The sequence below is a fragment of the Enterobacter sp. ku-bf2 genome, from assembly GCF_001742765.1.
Classification (GTDB): domain Bacteria; phylum Pseudomonadota; class Gammaproteobacteria; order Enterobacterales; family Enterobacteriaceae; genus Enterobacter; species Enterobacter quasiroggenkampii.
In genome coordinates this window covers 168434-183803 of the sequence record NZ_MDVW01000021.1, presented here as the reverse complement: position 1 = coordinate 183803, position 15370 = coordinate 168434, and the positions used below count along the sequence as shown (strand labels likewise).

At 55.8% G+C, this 15370-nt stretch carries 12 protein-coding genes and 1 pseudogene; 3 read left to right on the top strand and 10 right to left on the bottom strand.

Translation table 11 applies throughout. The features are described 5' to 3' along the window. Window positions 1–203 (top strand): annotated as a pseudogene (locus BFG58_RS20540) (glutamine synthetase); the annotation flags it as partial. A 50-nt stretch (window positions 204–253) separates the two neighbouring features. Here the strand turns inward: BFG58_RS20540 and mglC are convergent. The 7 genes from mglC to BFG58_RS20505 form a co-directional block, all read right to left on the bottom strand. Continuing rightward, window positions 254–1264 (bottom strand): galactose/methyl galactoside ABC transporter permease MglC, encoded by a 1011-nt coding sequence (gene mglC / locus BFG58_RS20535; RefSeq protein ID WP_008500921.1) that lies wholly within the window; start codon window positions 1262–1264, stop codon window positions 254–256. Window positions 1265–1279: 15 nt separating this feature from the next. Continuing rightward, window positions 1280–2800, bottom strand: a complete 1521-nt coding sequence (gene mglA / locus BFG58_RS20530) for a galactose/methyl galactoside ABC transporter ATP-binding protein MglA (protein ID WP_008500922.1) — start codon at window positions 2798–2800, stop codon at window positions 1280–1282. A 79-nt stretch (window positions 2801–2879) separates the two neighbouring features. Then, entirely contained in the window at window positions 2880–3878 is a 999-nt protein-coding gene (gene mglB / locus BFG58_RS20525) for a galactose/glucose ABC transporter substrate-binding protein MglB (protein WP_008500923.1), read from the bottom strand. Between the two features lie 295 nt (window positions 3879–4173). Then, complete coding sequence (gene galS, locus BFG58_RS20520; protein WP_032675202.1) at window positions 4174–5196, bottom strand: HTH-type transcriptional regulator GalS; 1023 nt, start codon at window positions 5194–5196, stop codon at window positions 4174–4176. Window positions 5197–5351: 155 nt separating this feature from the next. Further along, entirely contained in the window at window positions 5352–6509 is a 1158-nt protein-coding gene (gene yeiB, locus BFG58_RS20515) for a DUF418 domain-containing protein YeiB (RefSeq protein ID WP_069720469.1), read from the bottom strand. A gap of 19 nt (window positions 6510–6528) precedes the next feature. Next, window positions 6529–7197, bottom strand: a complete 669-nt coding sequence (gene folE, locus BFG58_RS20510) for a GTP cyclohydrolase I FolE (protein ID WP_008500927.1) — start codon at window positions 7195–7197, stop codon at window positions 6529–6531. A 102-nt stretch (window positions 7198–7299) separates the two neighbouring features. Beyond that, entirely contained in the window at window positions 7300–8448 is a 1149-nt protein-coding gene (locus BFG58_RS20505) for a YbfB/YjiJ family MFS transporter (RefSeq protein ID WP_045908681.1), read from the bottom strand. A gap of 138 nt (window positions 8449–8586) precedes the next feature. Between BFG58_RS20505 and fghA the strand changes: the two genes are divergently transcribed. Continuing rightward, a complete protein-coding gene (gene fghA, locus BFG58_RS20500) occupies window positions 8587–9414 on the top strand; it encodes an S-formylglutathione hydrolase (protein ID WP_069720468.1) in 828 nt (275 codons plus the stop codon). 99 nt (window positions 9415–9513) lie between these two features. Here the strand turns inward: fghA and cirA are convergent, their stop codons facing one another. From cirA to yieE, 3 genes are all read right to left on the bottom strand, one after another. Continuing rightward, window positions 9514–11484 (bottom strand): catecholate siderophore receptor CirA, encoded by a 1971-nt coding sequence (gene cirA / locus BFG58_RS20495; protein ID WP_069720467.1) that lies wholly within the window; start codon window positions 11482–11484, stop codon window positions 9514–9516. Window positions 11485–11708: 224 nt separating this feature from the next. Further along, a complete protein-coding gene (locus tag BFG58_RS20490; protein ID WP_008500931.1) occupies window positions 11709–13178 on the bottom strand; it encodes an amino acid permease in 1470 nt (489 codons plus the stop codon). Window positions 13179–13336: 158 nt separating this feature from the next. Continuing rightward, window positions 13337–14203 (bottom strand): DNA-binding transcriptional regulator YeiE, encoded by an 867-nt coding sequence (gene yieE, locus BFG58_RS20485; RefSeq protein ID WP_069720466.1) that lies wholly within the window; start codon window positions 14201–14203, stop codon window positions 13337–13339. 97 nt (window positions 14204–14300) lie between these two features. On the opposite strand from yieE, the gene BFG58_RS20480 reads away from it, so the two are divergent. Beyond that, window positions 14301–15347: a YeiH family protein gene (locus BFG58_RS20480; protein ID WP_023294037.1), complete on the top strand. Its 1047-nt coding sequence runs from the start codon at window positions 14301–14303 to the stop codon at window positions 15345–15347. The last annotated feature ends 23 nt before the right edge of the window (window positions 15348–15370 follow it).

Here is a 15370-nt window from a genome sequence, read left to right as displayed (position 1 = left end):
CGGTGGAGCTGTGCGTAGATGTGATCAAGAGACAGCCCGAACTGCCGCTGTTCCAGCAGGAGGCGATTGAGGCCTTTGCCCGCTGTCAGTATCTCACCGACAGCCTGGGCGACGCCTTTTCCGAACAGTGGGTCGCCTGCAAGCTTTCTGAACTCGACTGGTTTGAGCGCATTGTGACGCAGGAGGAGTCCCATCTGGCATAGGGCATAAAAAAAGCCCGCTCGGTGAGCGGGCCGGGTATGGCGAGTGACGATTACTTCTTACGGGCGTACTTCAGTGAATCCAGCGCAACCGCGAAGATAATGATGGCGCCCTTGATGATGTACTGCCAGTACGGGTTCACGCCGATATAGGTCAACCCGTAGTTGATGACGGTGAAGATGATCACACCGGTCACCACGCCGAGCACCGTCCCCACGCCGCCGCTGAAGGAGACGCCGCCCACCACGCAGGCTGCAATCGCATCCAGTTCGTACATGAAGCCAAGGTTGTTCGTTGCAGAGCCGATACGGCCCGCTTCCAGCATCCCGCCGAAGGCGTAGAACACCCCGGACAGGGCATAGATGATGAGCAGGTTCAGGGCAACGTTTACGCCAGAGACTTTCGCTGCTTCCGGGTTACCGCCGATAGCGAAGATGTTTTTGCCAAAGCGCGTTTTGTTCCACAGGATCCAGACGAAGGCGACCGCAATCAGCGCATAGAAGGTGATATACGACAGGCGGAAGCTGCCCAGCGCGATAAACCCTTGCGTAAAGGTCGAGAAGCCGCTGTCAAAGCCCGAGATGGGCGAAGCACCGACGAAGTCGTAGTACAGGGAGTTGATACCGTAAACGATGATCATCGTACCCAGGGTGGTGATGAATGGCGTCACGTTCAGGTAGGCGATGATAATACCGTTGATCAGACCAATCACCGCACCGATGGCGCAGACAATCAGGATCACCACGAAAATCGGCATGGTGGCCATTTCCGGGAAGACCTTGTTGGCGTTTTCCATCGACTGCAGCAGGGTTGCCGCGATAACCGCCGCCAGACCTACCTGACGCCCCGCGGAGAGGTCCGTCCCCTGGGTCACGATCAGGCCCGCCACGCCCAGCGCAATGATAATACGCACGGAGGACTGGGTCAGAATGTTACTCAGGTTCAGCAGGCTTAAGAACGTAGGGTCCTGGAAAATGATGATTGCCAGCAAGACTAAAAGAACAACGTAAATACCGCCTTCTTTCAGGTAAGTGAGAAAACTTTTTTTATTTAACGCACTCATGAGGAGCCCCTGATCTTAAAGGTGCAAAGACGCAAGACGCAAAATTTCATTTTGCGTTGTCGTTTTGGTGTCAACAATACCGGCAACGAGACCATTGCTCATAACCAGAATACGGTCTGTGATCCCTAACAATTCCGGCATTTCGGAAGAAATAATAATGATCCCTTTATTCTTTTTCGCCAGCTCGGCAATCAGCTGATAAATTTCAAACTTCGCGCCGACGTCAATACCGCGGGTCGGCTCATCCAGCATCAGAATTTCTGGCTGCGTTAATAACCAACGGCCAATAATCACTTTCTGCTGGTTACCGCCTGACAGCGAACCAATCTGGGTGCGGTGGCCTGGCGTTTTTACGCGCATGGAGTCAATCACCCATTGGGTATCGCTCTTCATGCGGGAGTTATCCAGCAGCCCGACTTTGTTTTTGTAATTGCGAATGTTAGAAATTAACGAGTTAAAGTTAATATCCAGATAGGCATAAATACCGGTCGAACGACGCTCTTCCGTCACCAGCGCAAAACCATTATTAATGGCTTCGTTGGCGTTGTGGTTATTGATTTTCTTACCGTGCAGCGTAATGGTGCCTTCGGCTTTCTCACGAATGCCAAACAGGGTTTCTACGATATCGGTACGCTTTGCCCCCACCAGCCCGGCAATCCCCAGGATTTCACCCTTGTGCAGATCGAAGGAGACATCGCGGATAGACGGCTGACGCAATGAGGTCAGATTGCGCACTTCCAGAATTACTTCACCCGGCTTGTTTTCTTTGTCCGGGAAGCGCTGGTTCAGGGAACGGCCGACCATCATGGCGATGATCTTGTCCATGTCCAGCCCTTCCAGCGGCTGCGTGGCAATCCACTGGCCGTCGCGCAGGATGGTGATCTCATCGCACAGCTGGAAGATCTCTTCCATTTTGTGGGAGATGTACACAATGCCGCAGCCGCGATCTTTCAGCTTACGAATAATGGTAAAAAGGTGGTTAACCTCTTTTTCCGTTAATGACGATGTCGGTTCGTCCATGATGACGATTTTCGCATCATAGGAGAACGCTTTGGCAATTTCGATCATCTGCATCTGGGAGACGGATAATGTTCCCACGCGGGCGCGCGGATCGATATCAATATCCAGCTCGTCGAAAATCGCCTTGGTGTCTCGATACATTTTATCCTGATCGACAAAGACACCTTTGGTGGGATAACGCCCCAACCACATGTTATCCATGACTGAACGCTGCAGCACCAGGTTTAATTCCTGGTGAACCATCGAGATACCGTTTTCCAGTGCTTCTTTCGCTGAATGGAAATCGATCTCTTTCCCCTGAAAAAGAATGCTGCCAGAATCTTTTTGATAGATCCCAAAAAGGCATTTTAATAATGTTGATTTACCCGCACCGTTCTCCCCCATTAAGGCATGAATAGAGTGAGGACGCACTTTTAAATTAACATTATCGAGTGCCTTAACGCCGGGAAATGACTTGTTGATACCGCTCATTTCCAACAGGTATTCACCGGATGACTGAGTTGTTGTGCTGACCATAATTATACCTTGTTGGCCTCGCATATCGCGTTATAAAAGGGCGCAACGAATTGCGCCCAGTGGAGACAAGTTAACTCTTTTATTTACCGATAAACTCAGCCAGGTTGGACTGGTCTACGCCCACGTAAGGTACGCGAACGATTTTGTTGTCAATTTTCCAGTTGGTGCCGTCTGCCGCACCTTTGCCATCGGCCAGGTTTTTCGCCAGGTCGAAGGTGGCTTTCGCCTGGTTGTTGGCATCGTTCAGCACGGTACCGGCCATCGCACCGGATTTAACCAGCGCCAGCGCTTCTGGCAGCGCATCCACACCGAATACCGGGATAGAGGATTTGTTGTGTGCTTTCAGCGCTTCTACCGCACCCATTGCCATCGCATCGTTGTTGGCGATAACCACTTCGATTTTGTTGGCGTTAGGGCCGGACAGCCACGCGTCCATCTTATCTTTCGCCTGAGCGGTATCCCACATCGCGGTATCTAACGCCAGCTGCTGGGTTTTCAGGCCCTTGTCGTTCAGCTCTTTGATAACGTAGGTGGTACGCGCTTCAGCATCCGGGTGACCAGGTTCGCCTTTCAGCAGCACGAACTGAATCTGACCGTCTTTGTTCAGGTCCCAGTTCGGGTTCGCCGCCCAGTGTTTCGCGATCAGATCGCCCTGAATAATACCGGACTCTTTGGAGTCGGTGCCGACGTAATACGCTTTATCGTAGCTATCCAGCGCCTTACGGGAAGGTTCTTTGTTGAAGAAGACGATCGGCACGTTCTGGCCGCGCGCTTTTTCAATAACCGTGCCTGCTGCAGCCGGGTCAACCAGGTTGATGGCCAGGGCTTTCACGCCTTTCGCCAGCAGAACGTCGATCTGGTCGTTCTGTTTGGACTGGTCATTCTGGGAGTCGTTCATCAGCAGCTGAACGTCTGGCGCTGCTTTCGCATCTTTCTCAATCGCTTTACGCACAACAGACATGAAGTTGTCGTCGTATTTATAGATGGTCACACCAATACGGGTATCCGCAGCGTGCGCTGCTGCACCAAAAAGCATGCTTGCCATTACAGCAGACAGGGTCAACACCTTCTTATTCATGGTATCTCCGGTTTTTTTTATGCAGGGTAGTTCTTGTGAATAACGAGCGGCGGGCAGATGTTAATAAAACGTTACTGACAGCCGAGGTTCACTTATAAAATTTCTCTCTTCCGTGTTCGGTAACGCTCCAGAAATGCGTTTTATTCGTTGTTTGCGGCACATTGGCTATAGTGAAAGTGAATAATCACTGTTACATAGCGTTTCAGCCCCTAAAACGCTGACATCATAGTCAGCGCCTTGTTAAGATACTGTGAATTTACTCACAGATTGAAAACGGTTACATCACCACATGTAATCAGTTAGTGATCGGAACCACAGTTTGCCGGGCCGCGACGGAGTGGCGACGCACTAAAGTCGGCATGAAACAGTGTGTTGCCCCCGGATCCAGCATGCCAGCAGCCCCCTGTAACGCCAGCTCAGTCGCCAGTTTCGCCATAGAGGCAATCGGGTAACGCACGGTTGTCAGCTGCGGGTCGGTGTAACGGGCAATCGGGATATCATCAAAACCAATGAGTGATAAATGCTGTGGCACCGCAATGCCGTTATCCTTCAGCGCCGTCAGGGCGCCGGCCGCCATGCTGTCGTTATAGGCAAACACCGCAGACAGCTGCAGATTGCGGCCCAGCAGCTCTACCATCGCCGCTTCACCGCCCTGCATGTCCGGCGTGCCGGTCCCCACCCAGCTTTCGGATGGCGTAATGCCGTGCTCTTTCAGGGCGTTTTGCCACCCTTCGCGCCGCAGTTCGTCATCTTCAATCTGATGGCTGGAGGCCAGATAACCGATCCGCTGATGTCCATTGTTGATGAGCATTTTCGTGGCCATCATGGCGCCGCTGACGTTATCCAGCCCGACGCAGCGGTGGGCATAGCCGGGAACGATGCGGTTGATCAGCACCATGCCCGGGATCTGCTCCATCAATCCGGTTAGCTCTTCATCGCTCAAGGCTTTTGAATGGACAATCAAGGCGTTACAGCGCTGGCGGATCAGCACTTCAATGGCATGACGTTCTTTTTCCGCCTCATGATAGCTATTGCCGATCAGGACATATTTCTGATGCTGCTGGGCGACCATATCGACCGCTTTCACTAGTGCGCCGAAAAAGGCATCTGAGACATCCATCACCACCACGCCGATGGTGTCGCTAACCTGCGTCGCAAGCGCCTGAGCATTGGCATTTGGCCGGTACCCGAGCTGGGTCACGGCCTTCATTACGGTTTCACGGGTTTCAGGGCTGACCAGCGCGCTATTGTTGAGCACGCGTGAGACGGTAGCCACAGAAACGCCCGCCTGACGGGCGACGTCACGAATGGTGATCATATTCACCATCCTTCAAAGGATTGCAGCAACTCACAGACACCCCCTGTGTTTAGCAAGGTGGCTATTTTGGCAGCGAGAGAAAGGGGACTACGTGAAGAAGCTCACAGTCATGAAAACGCTTACATCCGTTTTGTTAATGATTGTGATCCAGATCGTTATCTGGATGTATTTTTCAATGATATCCCTGAAGCACGTGCGGTTAACTGACGCCATACCCACTCCAGCGGTCCCTGGCGGAAATAGCGTAGCCAGAGCACAGAAAACGCCAGGTTTACCGCCCAGACCGGAATAACAAACGCCAGCAGCGTAAGGCGGTCGAATTTCATAAACAGGCCAAAGCGATAGAAAAGCGTGGTGCAAATCAGCGTTTGCAGGAGGTAATTGCTTAACGCCATGCGGCCCACGCAGGCGATAGCGCTGACCATCCACAGACGAGAAAGCGAGGGCCAGAAGCCGTAGATCAGCGCCGCGTAGCCGATGGTCTGAAACGGCGCGCTCAGTTCACGCGGCACCTGGAGCAGGAACGCGCACCAGCGGTAATCCCAGTGGATATGCCACTGCACCATCACCGCCGGGAGATTAATCAGCACGCCGAGCAGCACCAGACCGGCGCCGGTACGGCGATAGTGACGCAGGCTGAATTCCCCTTTCAGCCAGCCGGTGCGCATCAGTGACGCGCCCATCAGCATCATGCCCGCCAGCTGCCAGCCGTATTGCGCGCCCAGCGCGAGGAGGTTGTCCCCCAGCATATCCGCGCGGTTGCTTATCGCTTCCGTACCGCCTTTCAGCTTCCAGAACTGCTCGTACTGCAGGTTAGCGGCATCCGGGATCCAGGCACGGTTTGTCGTCTCGCCGGAGATCATCCCCAGCAGCAACAGTACTCCAAGCCCCATGACATAGAGCATCACCCCGGTGTTGAACAGGCTTTTAACGCTGTGCGCATCGCGAATGAGGCGCCAGCAAATGAGCCCGACTAACCCATAGGCAAGAAGAATATCGCCGTCCCAGAAGAACAGGCCATGGATAAAGCCGAGGATAACCAGCAGCGTCAGGCGCGACTGGATCCAGCGCGTGCCGCGTTTGAGGAGAAGCTGCAGGCCTGCGCCAAACAGCAGGGCAAAGAGCGTGAGGAATTTGACCTGCGCAAAGAGATCGAGGATTGCCCAGGTCCAGGCATCACGGCGGGTGATGTCGCCATACCACGCGGGATTGAGATACGCCGCCTTCGGCAAACCGAAGGCGGCGATATTAAGCAGCAGGATACCGAGAATGGCGACGCCGCGAACAAAATCGAGCGTGACGTTTCGCTCCATGGTCCCTGCCCTGTAAGACTTAGTTGTGGTGACGTACGGCGCGCAGGAACTCCTGGCGGGTATTCTGGCTCGATTTAAACAGACCGCCCAGCGAGGTTGTAGTGGTCGCACTGGTGGCATCGCGCACGCCGCGCGCTTTCACGCAGTAGTGAACCGCGTCGATAGAGACGGCCACGTTATTGGTGCCCAGCAGCGTTTGCAGCGCGGTCAGGATCTGCTGGGTCAGACGCTCCTGCACCTGCGGACGCTGAGCGAAGAACTGCACGATGCGGTTGATCTTCGACAGGCCAATCACCGTGTCTTTAGGGATATACGCCACGGTCGCTTTACCGTCGATGGTCACGAAATGATGTTCGCAGGTGCTGGTCAGCGTGATATCGCGAACCGTCACCATCTCATCCACTTTCATCTTGTTTTCAATGACGGTGATTTTCGGGAAGTTGGCGTAATCCAGGCCGGAGAAAATTTCGTCGACGTACATTTTCGCGATGCGGTGCGGCGTCTCCATCAGACTGTCGTCACTCAGATCGAGATTCAGCAGCTCCATGATGTCGGTCATATGACCGGCAATCAGACGCTTGCGGGTTTCATTGTCCAAGTCCTGTACGGGCGGACGCAGTGGCGTTTCAAGACCGCGCGCAACCAGGGCTTCGTGGACCAGGGCAGCTTCTTTACTGAGTGATGACATTTTGTTCTCCTGCAGGTGTGGCGTCTTTTGCCCTCGTTGTGGCAAAAGTATGCGTTCATTGTGCGTGAGGCGGCGCACATAATCCAGTATTCACGACGATAATTATTGCAATTGCTGTTGCCTTTCAGCGTGACGATTCCAGACCAGGGCTCCTCCAACGAACAGCGCCACGCCCGCCAGCCCCAGCGCCGGCTCCAGCCGGTGGGTAAGCCAGGTTGATAACGCCGAAGTGACGGGGCCAATCAACTGCCCAATCGCATACCCGGTGGTGAGCAGGCCCGCCATATAGCGCGTGTGGTTTGGCGCCAGCTCGCGACCGTATAAAAGAGAGAGCTGCACGGCACACAAAAAGCCGCCGCCCACCAGCAGCCCGCCCGTCAGCAACCCGCCAATCCCCGGCAGCAGCCAGGCCGCCAGCACGCCCGCCCCCTGTAACCACAGTACGATAGCCAGCCTGCGGTTAGCCGTTGAGGTATGGCGTAACAGAATACTGAGCGCAATCCCCACCACGGCGGCGAGACCAAAAATCGGCCAGACAAACTGGGCAAACAGGCTGCCGGGAAAACGCACGGCCGCCATTTGCGACAGGAAGGTCGCCGGGAGGATATAGCCAAACCCGGCCAGGCTGTAGCTCCAGACCAGACGCGTTAAATCCGCCGTTAGCACCAGCGGCTCCGGCGCGGTGCCGGGTCGATGGAGCTGCCCGGATCGCGGCAGGTAGCGCGCCACCAGGGCAATCAGCACCAGCGCCAGCACGCCGTAGATTTGCCATGCCGCTCCGGCCGACAGGGACTTCGCCTGAATATAGACGGCGAGCAGGCCGCTCAGCGCAATGCCTGCCCCCGGCCCGGCAAATACGGCAGCGCTCAGACCCGGTTTACCCAGCTGTCCCAGCCGTTCGTTAGTCCAGGCGGCAATGAGAACCATCGACCAGCCGCTCATGCAGCCGATGACAAAACGCAGCAGGCCGTGCACGACGGCGTTCTCCGCCGCCGCGGAGAGCAGCGTCAGCGCCACCGCGCCGGTGATGCCAAGCCAGAGGCGCGTTTCAACGAAGCGGTGCGCACGCATCGCATCCCACGCCCCCACCAGATAGCCCAGATAATTCATCGCCGCCACCAGACCCGCGCTGGTCAGCGTAAGCTGTCCGGCAGCAATCATCAGCGGCACCTGGGGCGTAAAGGCAAAGCGCCCTATCCCCATCGCCACCACCAGCACGACAAACCCACTGAGCGCAATACGCAGCGCCATGACCGCTCCAATTGTTAAAGAAAAGTAAATTTATGATGCAGCATCTCGCCGTCTGGCGAAAGTGAAAGTTACTCACAGGTCAATGAAAAGGCTGTATTATGGTTTTTATGAATACGCATTCTCATTAAGGAGCCCTGCATGGAACTGCTCGAAGAGCACCGTTGTTTTGAAGGTCGACAGCAGCGCTGGCGGCACGACTCCACCACCCTGAACTGTGCAATGACGTTCAGCATTTTCCTGCCGCCGACGGAAAATCCACCGGTTCTGTTCTGGCTTTCCGGCCTGACCTGCAACGACGAAAACTTCACCACCAAAGCGGGCGCGCAGCGTATTGCCGCCGAGCTGGGCATTGCGCTGGTGATGCCAGACACCAGCCCGCGTGGCGACGATGTGGCCGACGATGCCGGATACGACCTGGGCAAAGGCGCCGGGTTTTATCTCAATGCGACCGAGCAGCCCTGGGCGCGCCACTACCGCATGTATGATTACCTTCGTGATGAACTTCCTGCGCTGGTGCAGTCGCAGTTTGCGGTCGGCGAGCGCTGCGCAATCAGCGGCCACTCAATGGGCGGACACGGCGCGCTCATCATGGCGCTGAAAAATCCGGGGAAATACGTCAGCGTGTCGGCATTTGCACCGATTGTGAACCCAACACAGGTGCCGTGGGGGCAGAAAGCCTTCACACACTATCTGGGTGAGGATGCGGAAAAATGGCAGGCATGGGACAGCTGCGCGCTGATGCTGGCCAGCAGCTCAGCAAATGCGATCCCGATGCTTATCGATCAGGGCGATGCGGATCAGTTCCTCGCCGGACAGCTGCAGCCTGCGGTGCTGGCAGAAGCGGCACGCCAGAAAGACTGGCCGCTGACGCTGCGCATTCAGCCGGGTTACGATCACAGCTATTACTTCATTGCGTCCTTCATTGAGGATCATCTCCGCTTCCATGCGGAGCATTTGTTCGGGTAAGTGCGGCCGATTGCCGGGTGGCGGCTTCGCCTTACCCGGCCTACATTCGTGGGTTTTGTAGGCCCGGTAAGCGAAGCGCCACCGGGCATAAAGGTTACATCAGAACTTATAATCCACACCGACAAAGTAGCGACGGCCATCTTCCGTGTAGCTGTAATCGTCGCGGCTCAGATCTTTGTCCAGCAGGTTCTGCACGCCCGCACGCAGCTTCACGCTTTTCGTCGCCTGCCACGCGGCGCCGGTATTCCAGATAACATAGCCACCCGGCGTTGGGTCGCTGCTGGTCAGCGCGCGTTTCTCACCGGTGTAGTTGCCCTGAACATAGAACGACCAGTCCTGCGTCGCCTTCCAGTCAACGGTCCCGTTGGCGGTGTGGAACGGCAGATCGGACAGCGGCTTGTTGCCGCCGTTGCTGATATCACGACCGTCGTTGTAGGTGTAGTTCAGCGTCACTTTCCAGTCGTCCGCCAGCGGGAATTTCAGCTCGGTCTCCACCCCGCGGATGCGCGCCTTGTTGACGTTGTAGTAGCGGAATATCGGTTCACCGTCCGCATTCAGGCCAACATAGTTAGGGTAGCTCTGCGCCTGCTTCGCATTGGCCGTACGGCTGATGCTGATGCGGTCATCGACGTTATTCTGGAAGGTGGTCACGCTGGCCTGCACGCCCTCTAACCAGCCCTCTTCCCCGCTGTAGTACAGACCGAACTCGAAGCTCTCGCTGGTCTCCGGTTTCAGATCCGGGTTACCGACAATCTCACAGGCACCGCGGCACGAGCCGGTGACCCAGTCCGGGCTCAGCTGCAGCAGTGACGGCGCTTTAAACGCGGTCGCCCAGCCCCCTTTCACCGTTACGGTATCGGTCGCGTTGTAGACCAGATAGGCGCGCGGGCTCCAGTGGTTGCCGTAGGTATCATGGTCATCCATACGGATGCCGGTGGTCAGCGCCAGAGGTTCAAAGATACGCCACTCGTCCTCCAGGAACAGGGCATACTGGCTTGTCGACGTACTGCTGCCGGAACCGCCCGTCAGGTTGACCGGATCCTTCAGCTTATCGTGACGCCATTCGCCGCCGAAGGTCATCAGCTGGTTGATGTCGCCCAGCGGCAGCACGTATTTCCCGTCCACCGCGTTGCTCTCGGAGGTGATCGTATTGCTGTTGCCCGGGTTTTTGTTATCCACCTTCTCGCCGTACACCTTCAGCTCGCTGTTGCCGACGCCCCAGCGGCCGTTGTGGCTGAGAGAGTAGTTCTGACGCTCAAGGCGGTTTTTGTCGAGAGAATCCGAGTCACGATCCTGACGGTCGAAACCGTAGCCCGCCGTAAAGTCATGATTTTCAGACGGCGTCCAGGCGAACTCCACATTCGCATCGCGGCTGGTGAAGCCTTCAATGCGCGGTGTTTCACCGCTCGCCGTGGTAGAGGACTTCTGCTGACCGTCTTTCTCACGCTTTGCGAGGCTACCGTAGGCTTTCAGCCCCAGCAGACCGTCCACCAGCGGACCGCTGGTAAAGAATTGACCGTTGTAGGTGTCTCCACGGTCGCGATGTTCCTGAATTGTGGAATCGGCGCTCAGAGTACCCGTCCATTTCTGGCCGATTTTTTTGGTGATAATGTTTACCACGCCGCCCAGCGCATCGGAGCCGTAAAGAGAAGACATCGGCCCACGCACCACTTCGATTCGTTCGATGGCGTCAACCGGCACCCAGTTGAGGTCGAAATCATTATGGCGGAACACCGCGTTACGGGAATTGACGCGCTTGCCGTCGATCAGGATCAGCGTGTAGCTGCTGTCCAGTCCGCGAATACTTACCCCTGTACGGTTGTCCCCTTCGCTCGTGAGCTGCACGCCCGGCACATCCCGTAACACATCTTTCAGGTTCTGAACGGGTTTGCGCTGCAAATCTTCCTGGGTGATGACGCTGATGCTTGCCGGTGCGTCTTTCAGGTTTTGCTCGGTCGCGGAGGCCGTGACAACCATTGTGTCGCCGGATTCCGCTGCGATAACAGGCAGGGCCAGGGACATTGCGGACGCGCAAAGTCCTCCCCTGACGAAGGGATTCAACCTAAACATTCCATATCTCCATGAGGTAAATACAACTCAATCAAATCATCATTGCTCACAGCGTCTTCCTGGCCGCCCACATCTCCGGTGGGTCGGTGACACGCTTATTTTTGATAACGATAAAGCAAACGATAATTATTATCAATTAAATTGTTAAGAAATATATCTTTGTTTCAGGGGGCGGGAATAAAAAAGCCCGCTCAAACGAGCGGGCTAACAGAGAGGAAGTGCGGTTATTGTTTAAATCGTTCCGGGAATTCCATTTCACTGTAGCGAACGAAGTGTGTTCCTTTCGTCAGCTTGTAACCAAACCAGATGACGAGGAACAGCGGAATGCCAATGTAGGTTGCCGTGACGGCGCCCCAGTCAATGGTGTCCGCCAGGAACGCTTCATAGTTCTGTCCCAGCGTAATGATCAGGCACAGAATGAAGGCGAAAATGGGGCCCAGCGGGAAGAAGCCGGAGCGATACGGCAGCTGGTTAACGTCATAACCCTGTTTGACGTAGCCACGGCGGAAACGATAGTGGCTAATGGCAATCCCCAGCCAGGCAATAAAGCCCGTCATCCCGGAGGTGTTAAGCAGCCACAGGTACACCGTCTGGTTGCCAAACATAGAGGTCAGGAAGCACAGACCGGCGATAACCGTAGTGGCGTACAGCGCGTTACGCGGTACGCCGCCACGGGACAGCTTCGCGAAAATACGCGGTGCTTTACCGTCGCATGCCAGCGTGTAGAGCATACGGGTGGACGCGTACATCCCGGAGTTACCGGCTGACAGTACAGCGGTCAGGATAACGGCGTTCATCACTGCCGCGGCAGAAAGCAGACCGGCGTGCTGGAAGACCAGCGTGAACGGGCTAACGCTAATGTCTTTAACGTCATTACGCAGCAGGCTTGGATCGGTGTACGGAATGATCAGGCTGATAATCAGGATCGCGAACACATAGAACAGCAGGATACGCCAGAAGACCTGACGAACCGCGCGCGGAATATTCTTCTCCGGGTTCTCTGACTCACCGGCAGCAATGCCAATCAGCTCGGTTCCCTGGAAGGAGAAGCCGACAATCATTGCCACGCCAATCATTGCCGACAGTCCACCGGCAAACGGCGCATCGCCTATTGTCCAGTTACTCCATCCCGCAGGTTCTGCGCCTTTGAAAATACCAACGATCATCGCCACACCGACGACGATAAAGATGATGACGGTTGCCACTTTGATCAAAGAGAACCAGTATTCCGCTTCGCCGAAACCGCGCACGGAGATGTAGTTCAGCAGGAAGATGACGGCCAGGAACAGGGCGCTCCAGATCCAGCCCGGCGTATCCGGGAACCACCAGTTCATCACCAGCTGTGCGGCGACAAGGTCAACGGCGATGGTGACCGCCCAGTTGTACCAGTAGTTCCAGCCCAGCGCGAAGCCGAAGCCTTCTTCAACGTATTTTTGACCGTAGGTCGAGAACGAACCGGATACCGGCATGTACGCGGCCAGTTCGCCGAGACTGGTCATCAGGAAGTACACCATCAGGCCAATCAGGATATAAGAGAAAAGTGCCCCACCCGGGCCGGCTGCCGAAATCGTTGCGCCAGAGGCAACGAAAAGACCTGTACCGATTGAGCCGCCAATGGCGATCATCGTCAGGTGACGCGCCTTGAGTTCACGACGTAGCGTGGGCGCTTCTGTGGTTTTAATTTCTGAAACCATATGAAAATGCTGTCCATTTAATAAATGAGGCGCGATTGTAGCAGACGATCCGCGTTCCTTCCGGCAGAAATACTCAGTTATAAGAGAGCTTCATGACGCGGCCAGGATTATAAGTAAAGCATAATTTTTCCCTCTCCCCTTTGGGGTGAGGGACGCTGTCAGATTTCGCAATAGCGCAGAAAACGCTGCAGGGAGCTGGAAAGGTGTTTCTGGCGGTGATGAATGCACCACAGCGTGCGCACCAGCTTCGGCAGCGGGATGGGGATTTCCACCAGCGATCCGGTTTCCAGCTGTTCGGCAATAACGCGCCGGGAAAGACAGCTGATGCCCAACCCGTGGCGCACCGCGTGCTTAATGGCCTCAGAGTTCCCCAGCTCCATCCCTAACTGGAAATGCGGCAGATGGGAAAGCAGCAGATAATCGACAATTTCACGCGTGCCGGAGCCCTGCTCGCGCAGGATCCACTGCGCCTGCGCCAGCCGTTCCAGCGTCACCTCTCCCTGCAATAACGACGAGGCCGGGGACGCAAACACCACCAGCTCGTCTTCCAGCCAGGGCTCGGCAATGATATCAACGTTATGGCAGGGACCTTCGATGAGGCCGATATCCACGCGGAAATCGATCACTGCGTTGATGACGTCCTGGCTATTGCCCACGCTCATCTCCAGCGGCAGGGTGGGAAAATCCCGGCGGTAGCGGGCAATCACTTCCGGCAGAATGTAGTTCCCAATGGTGCTGCTGGCGTAGACGCGGATCGCACCGTTGTCTTCGCGGAACAGCTGCTCGATTTCTATAGCCTGCTCAAGCAGCGCCAGCGCGCGCGGATAAAGAAGACGACCGTGCTCGTTGACCACCAGACGCTTCCCTACCCTGTCAAAAAGCTGAACGCCCAGTTGTCCTTCAAGATCGGTCAACGCCGCGCTGACCGCAGACTGTGAGAGCGCCAGCATTTGTGACGCCTGGGTCGTCGAGCCGCTTTTCAGCACCTCGGCAAAGACTTCCAGCTGACGCAGAGTAATGTGCATGGTTGCTTACCACTTATATAGATTGATTATAAGTATATAATCAATTTTATTTTTAAGCCAGAGCGCCGTAACCTTTAGCCAGACAAAGGAGAAGGTTATGTCAGAAATCACCTTACAACATCATCGTACAGTGTGGCACTTCGTGCCGGGTCTTGCGCTCAGCGCTGCAGTCACCGCCGTAGCGCTATGGGGCGGCAGCATCCCGGCCATCGCAGGCGCAGGTTTCAGCGCGCTGACGCTCGCCATTTTGCTCGGCATGGTCGTAGGTAACACCGTTTACCCGCATATCTGGAAATCCTGCGACGGCGGCGTAATTTTTGCCAAGCAGCATCTGCTGCGTCTTGGGATCATTCTTTACGGCTTCCGTCTTACCTTTTCGCAGATTGCGGATGTGGGTGCGAGCGGGATCGCCATCGACGTTCTGACCCTGACCAGCACCTTTTTACTGGCCTGTTTTATCGGCCAGAAAGTGTTTGGCCTGGACAGGCAAACCAGCTGGCTGATCGGTGCCGGGAGCAGTATCTGTGGCGCAGCGGCGGTGCTGGCCACGGAACCCGTCGTGAAGGCCGAAGCCAGCAAGGTAACGGTGGCGGTAGCGACGGTGGTGATCTTCGGTACGCTGGCTATCTTCCTCTACCCGGCCATGTATCCGCTGGTTGCCCACTGGTTCAGCCCGGAAACCTACGGCATCTATATCGGTTCGACCATGCACGAAGTGGCCCAGGTGGTCGCAGCAGGACACGCCATTAATCCAGACGCTGAAAACGCAGCGGTGATTGCCAAAATGCTGCGCGTGATGATGCTGGCCCCGTTCCTGATTTTCCTGGCCGCACGGGTTAAACAACTGGCTCCGGCGGGCGGCAGCGAGAAAAGTAAAATCACCATTCCGTGGTTTGCGATCCTGTTCATCGTGGTCGCTATCTTTAACTCCTTCCACCTGCTGCCGAAAGCCGTTGTCGATATGCTGGTGACGCTGGATACCGTACTGCTGGCGATGGCCATGGCGGCACTGGGGGTGACCACGCACGTCAGCGCGCTGAAAAAAGCCGGTGCGAAACCGCTGCTGATGGCGCTGGTACTCTTCATCTGGCTGATTGTTGGCGGCGGCGCGATTAACCTCGCGGTCCACAGCCTGATGGCATAAACCACTACATCCTTCTCCTGTTA

What these genes read in the sequence shown, in the direction of transcription:
- cirA (WP_069720467.1), bottom strand. Translation starts at nt 11,484, where the DNA reads ATGTTTAGGTTGAATCCCTTCGTCAGGGGAGGACTTTGCGCGTCCGCA.
- BFG58_RS20505 (WP_045908681.1), bottom strand. Translation starts at nt 8,448, where the DNA reads ATGGCGCTGCGTATTGCGCTCAGTGGGTTTGTCGTGCTGGTGGTGGCG.
- mglB (WP_008500923.1), bottom strand. Translation starts at nt 3,878, where the DNA reads ATGAATAAGAAGGTGTTGACCCTGTCTGCTGTAATGGCAAGCATGCTT.
- mglA (WP_008500922.1), bottom strand. Translation starts at nt 2,800, where the DNA reads ATGGTCAGCACAACAACTCAGTCATCCGGTGAATACCTGTTGGAAATG.
- BFG58_RS20480 (WP_023294037.1), top strand. Translation starts at nt 14,301, where the DNA reads ATGTCAGAAATCACCTTACAACATCATCGTACAGTGTGGCACTTCGTG.
- BFG58_RS20490 (WP_008500931.1), bottom strand. Translation starts at nt 13,178, where the DNA reads ATGGTTTCAGAAATTAAAACCACAGAAGCGCCCACGCTACGTCGTGAA.
- yeiB (WP_069720469.1), bottom strand. Translation starts at nt 6,509, where the DNA reads ATGGAGCGAAACGTCACGCTCGATTTTGTTCGCGGCGTCGCCATTCTC.
- fghA (WP_069720468.1), top strand. Translation starts at nt 8,587, where the DNA reads ATGGAACTGCTCGAAGAGCACCGTTGTTTTGAAGGTCGACAGCAGCGC.
- folE (WP_008500927.1), bottom strand. Translation starts at nt 7,197, where the DNA reads ATGTCATCACTCAGTAAAGAAGCTGCCCTGGTCCACGAAGCCCTGGTT.
- galS (WP_032675202.1), bottom strand. Translation starts at nt 5,196, where the DNA reads ATGATCACCATTCGTGACGTCGCCCGTCAGGCGGGCGTTTCTGTGGCT.
- yieE (WP_069720466.1), bottom strand. Translation starts at nt 14,203, where the DNA reads ATGCACATTACTCTGCGTCAGCTGGAAGTCTTTGCCGAGGTGCTGAAA.
- mglC (WP_008500921.1), bottom strand. Translation starts at nt 1,264, where the DNA reads ATGAGTGCGTTAAATAAAAAAAGTTTTCTCACTTACCTGAAAGAAGGC.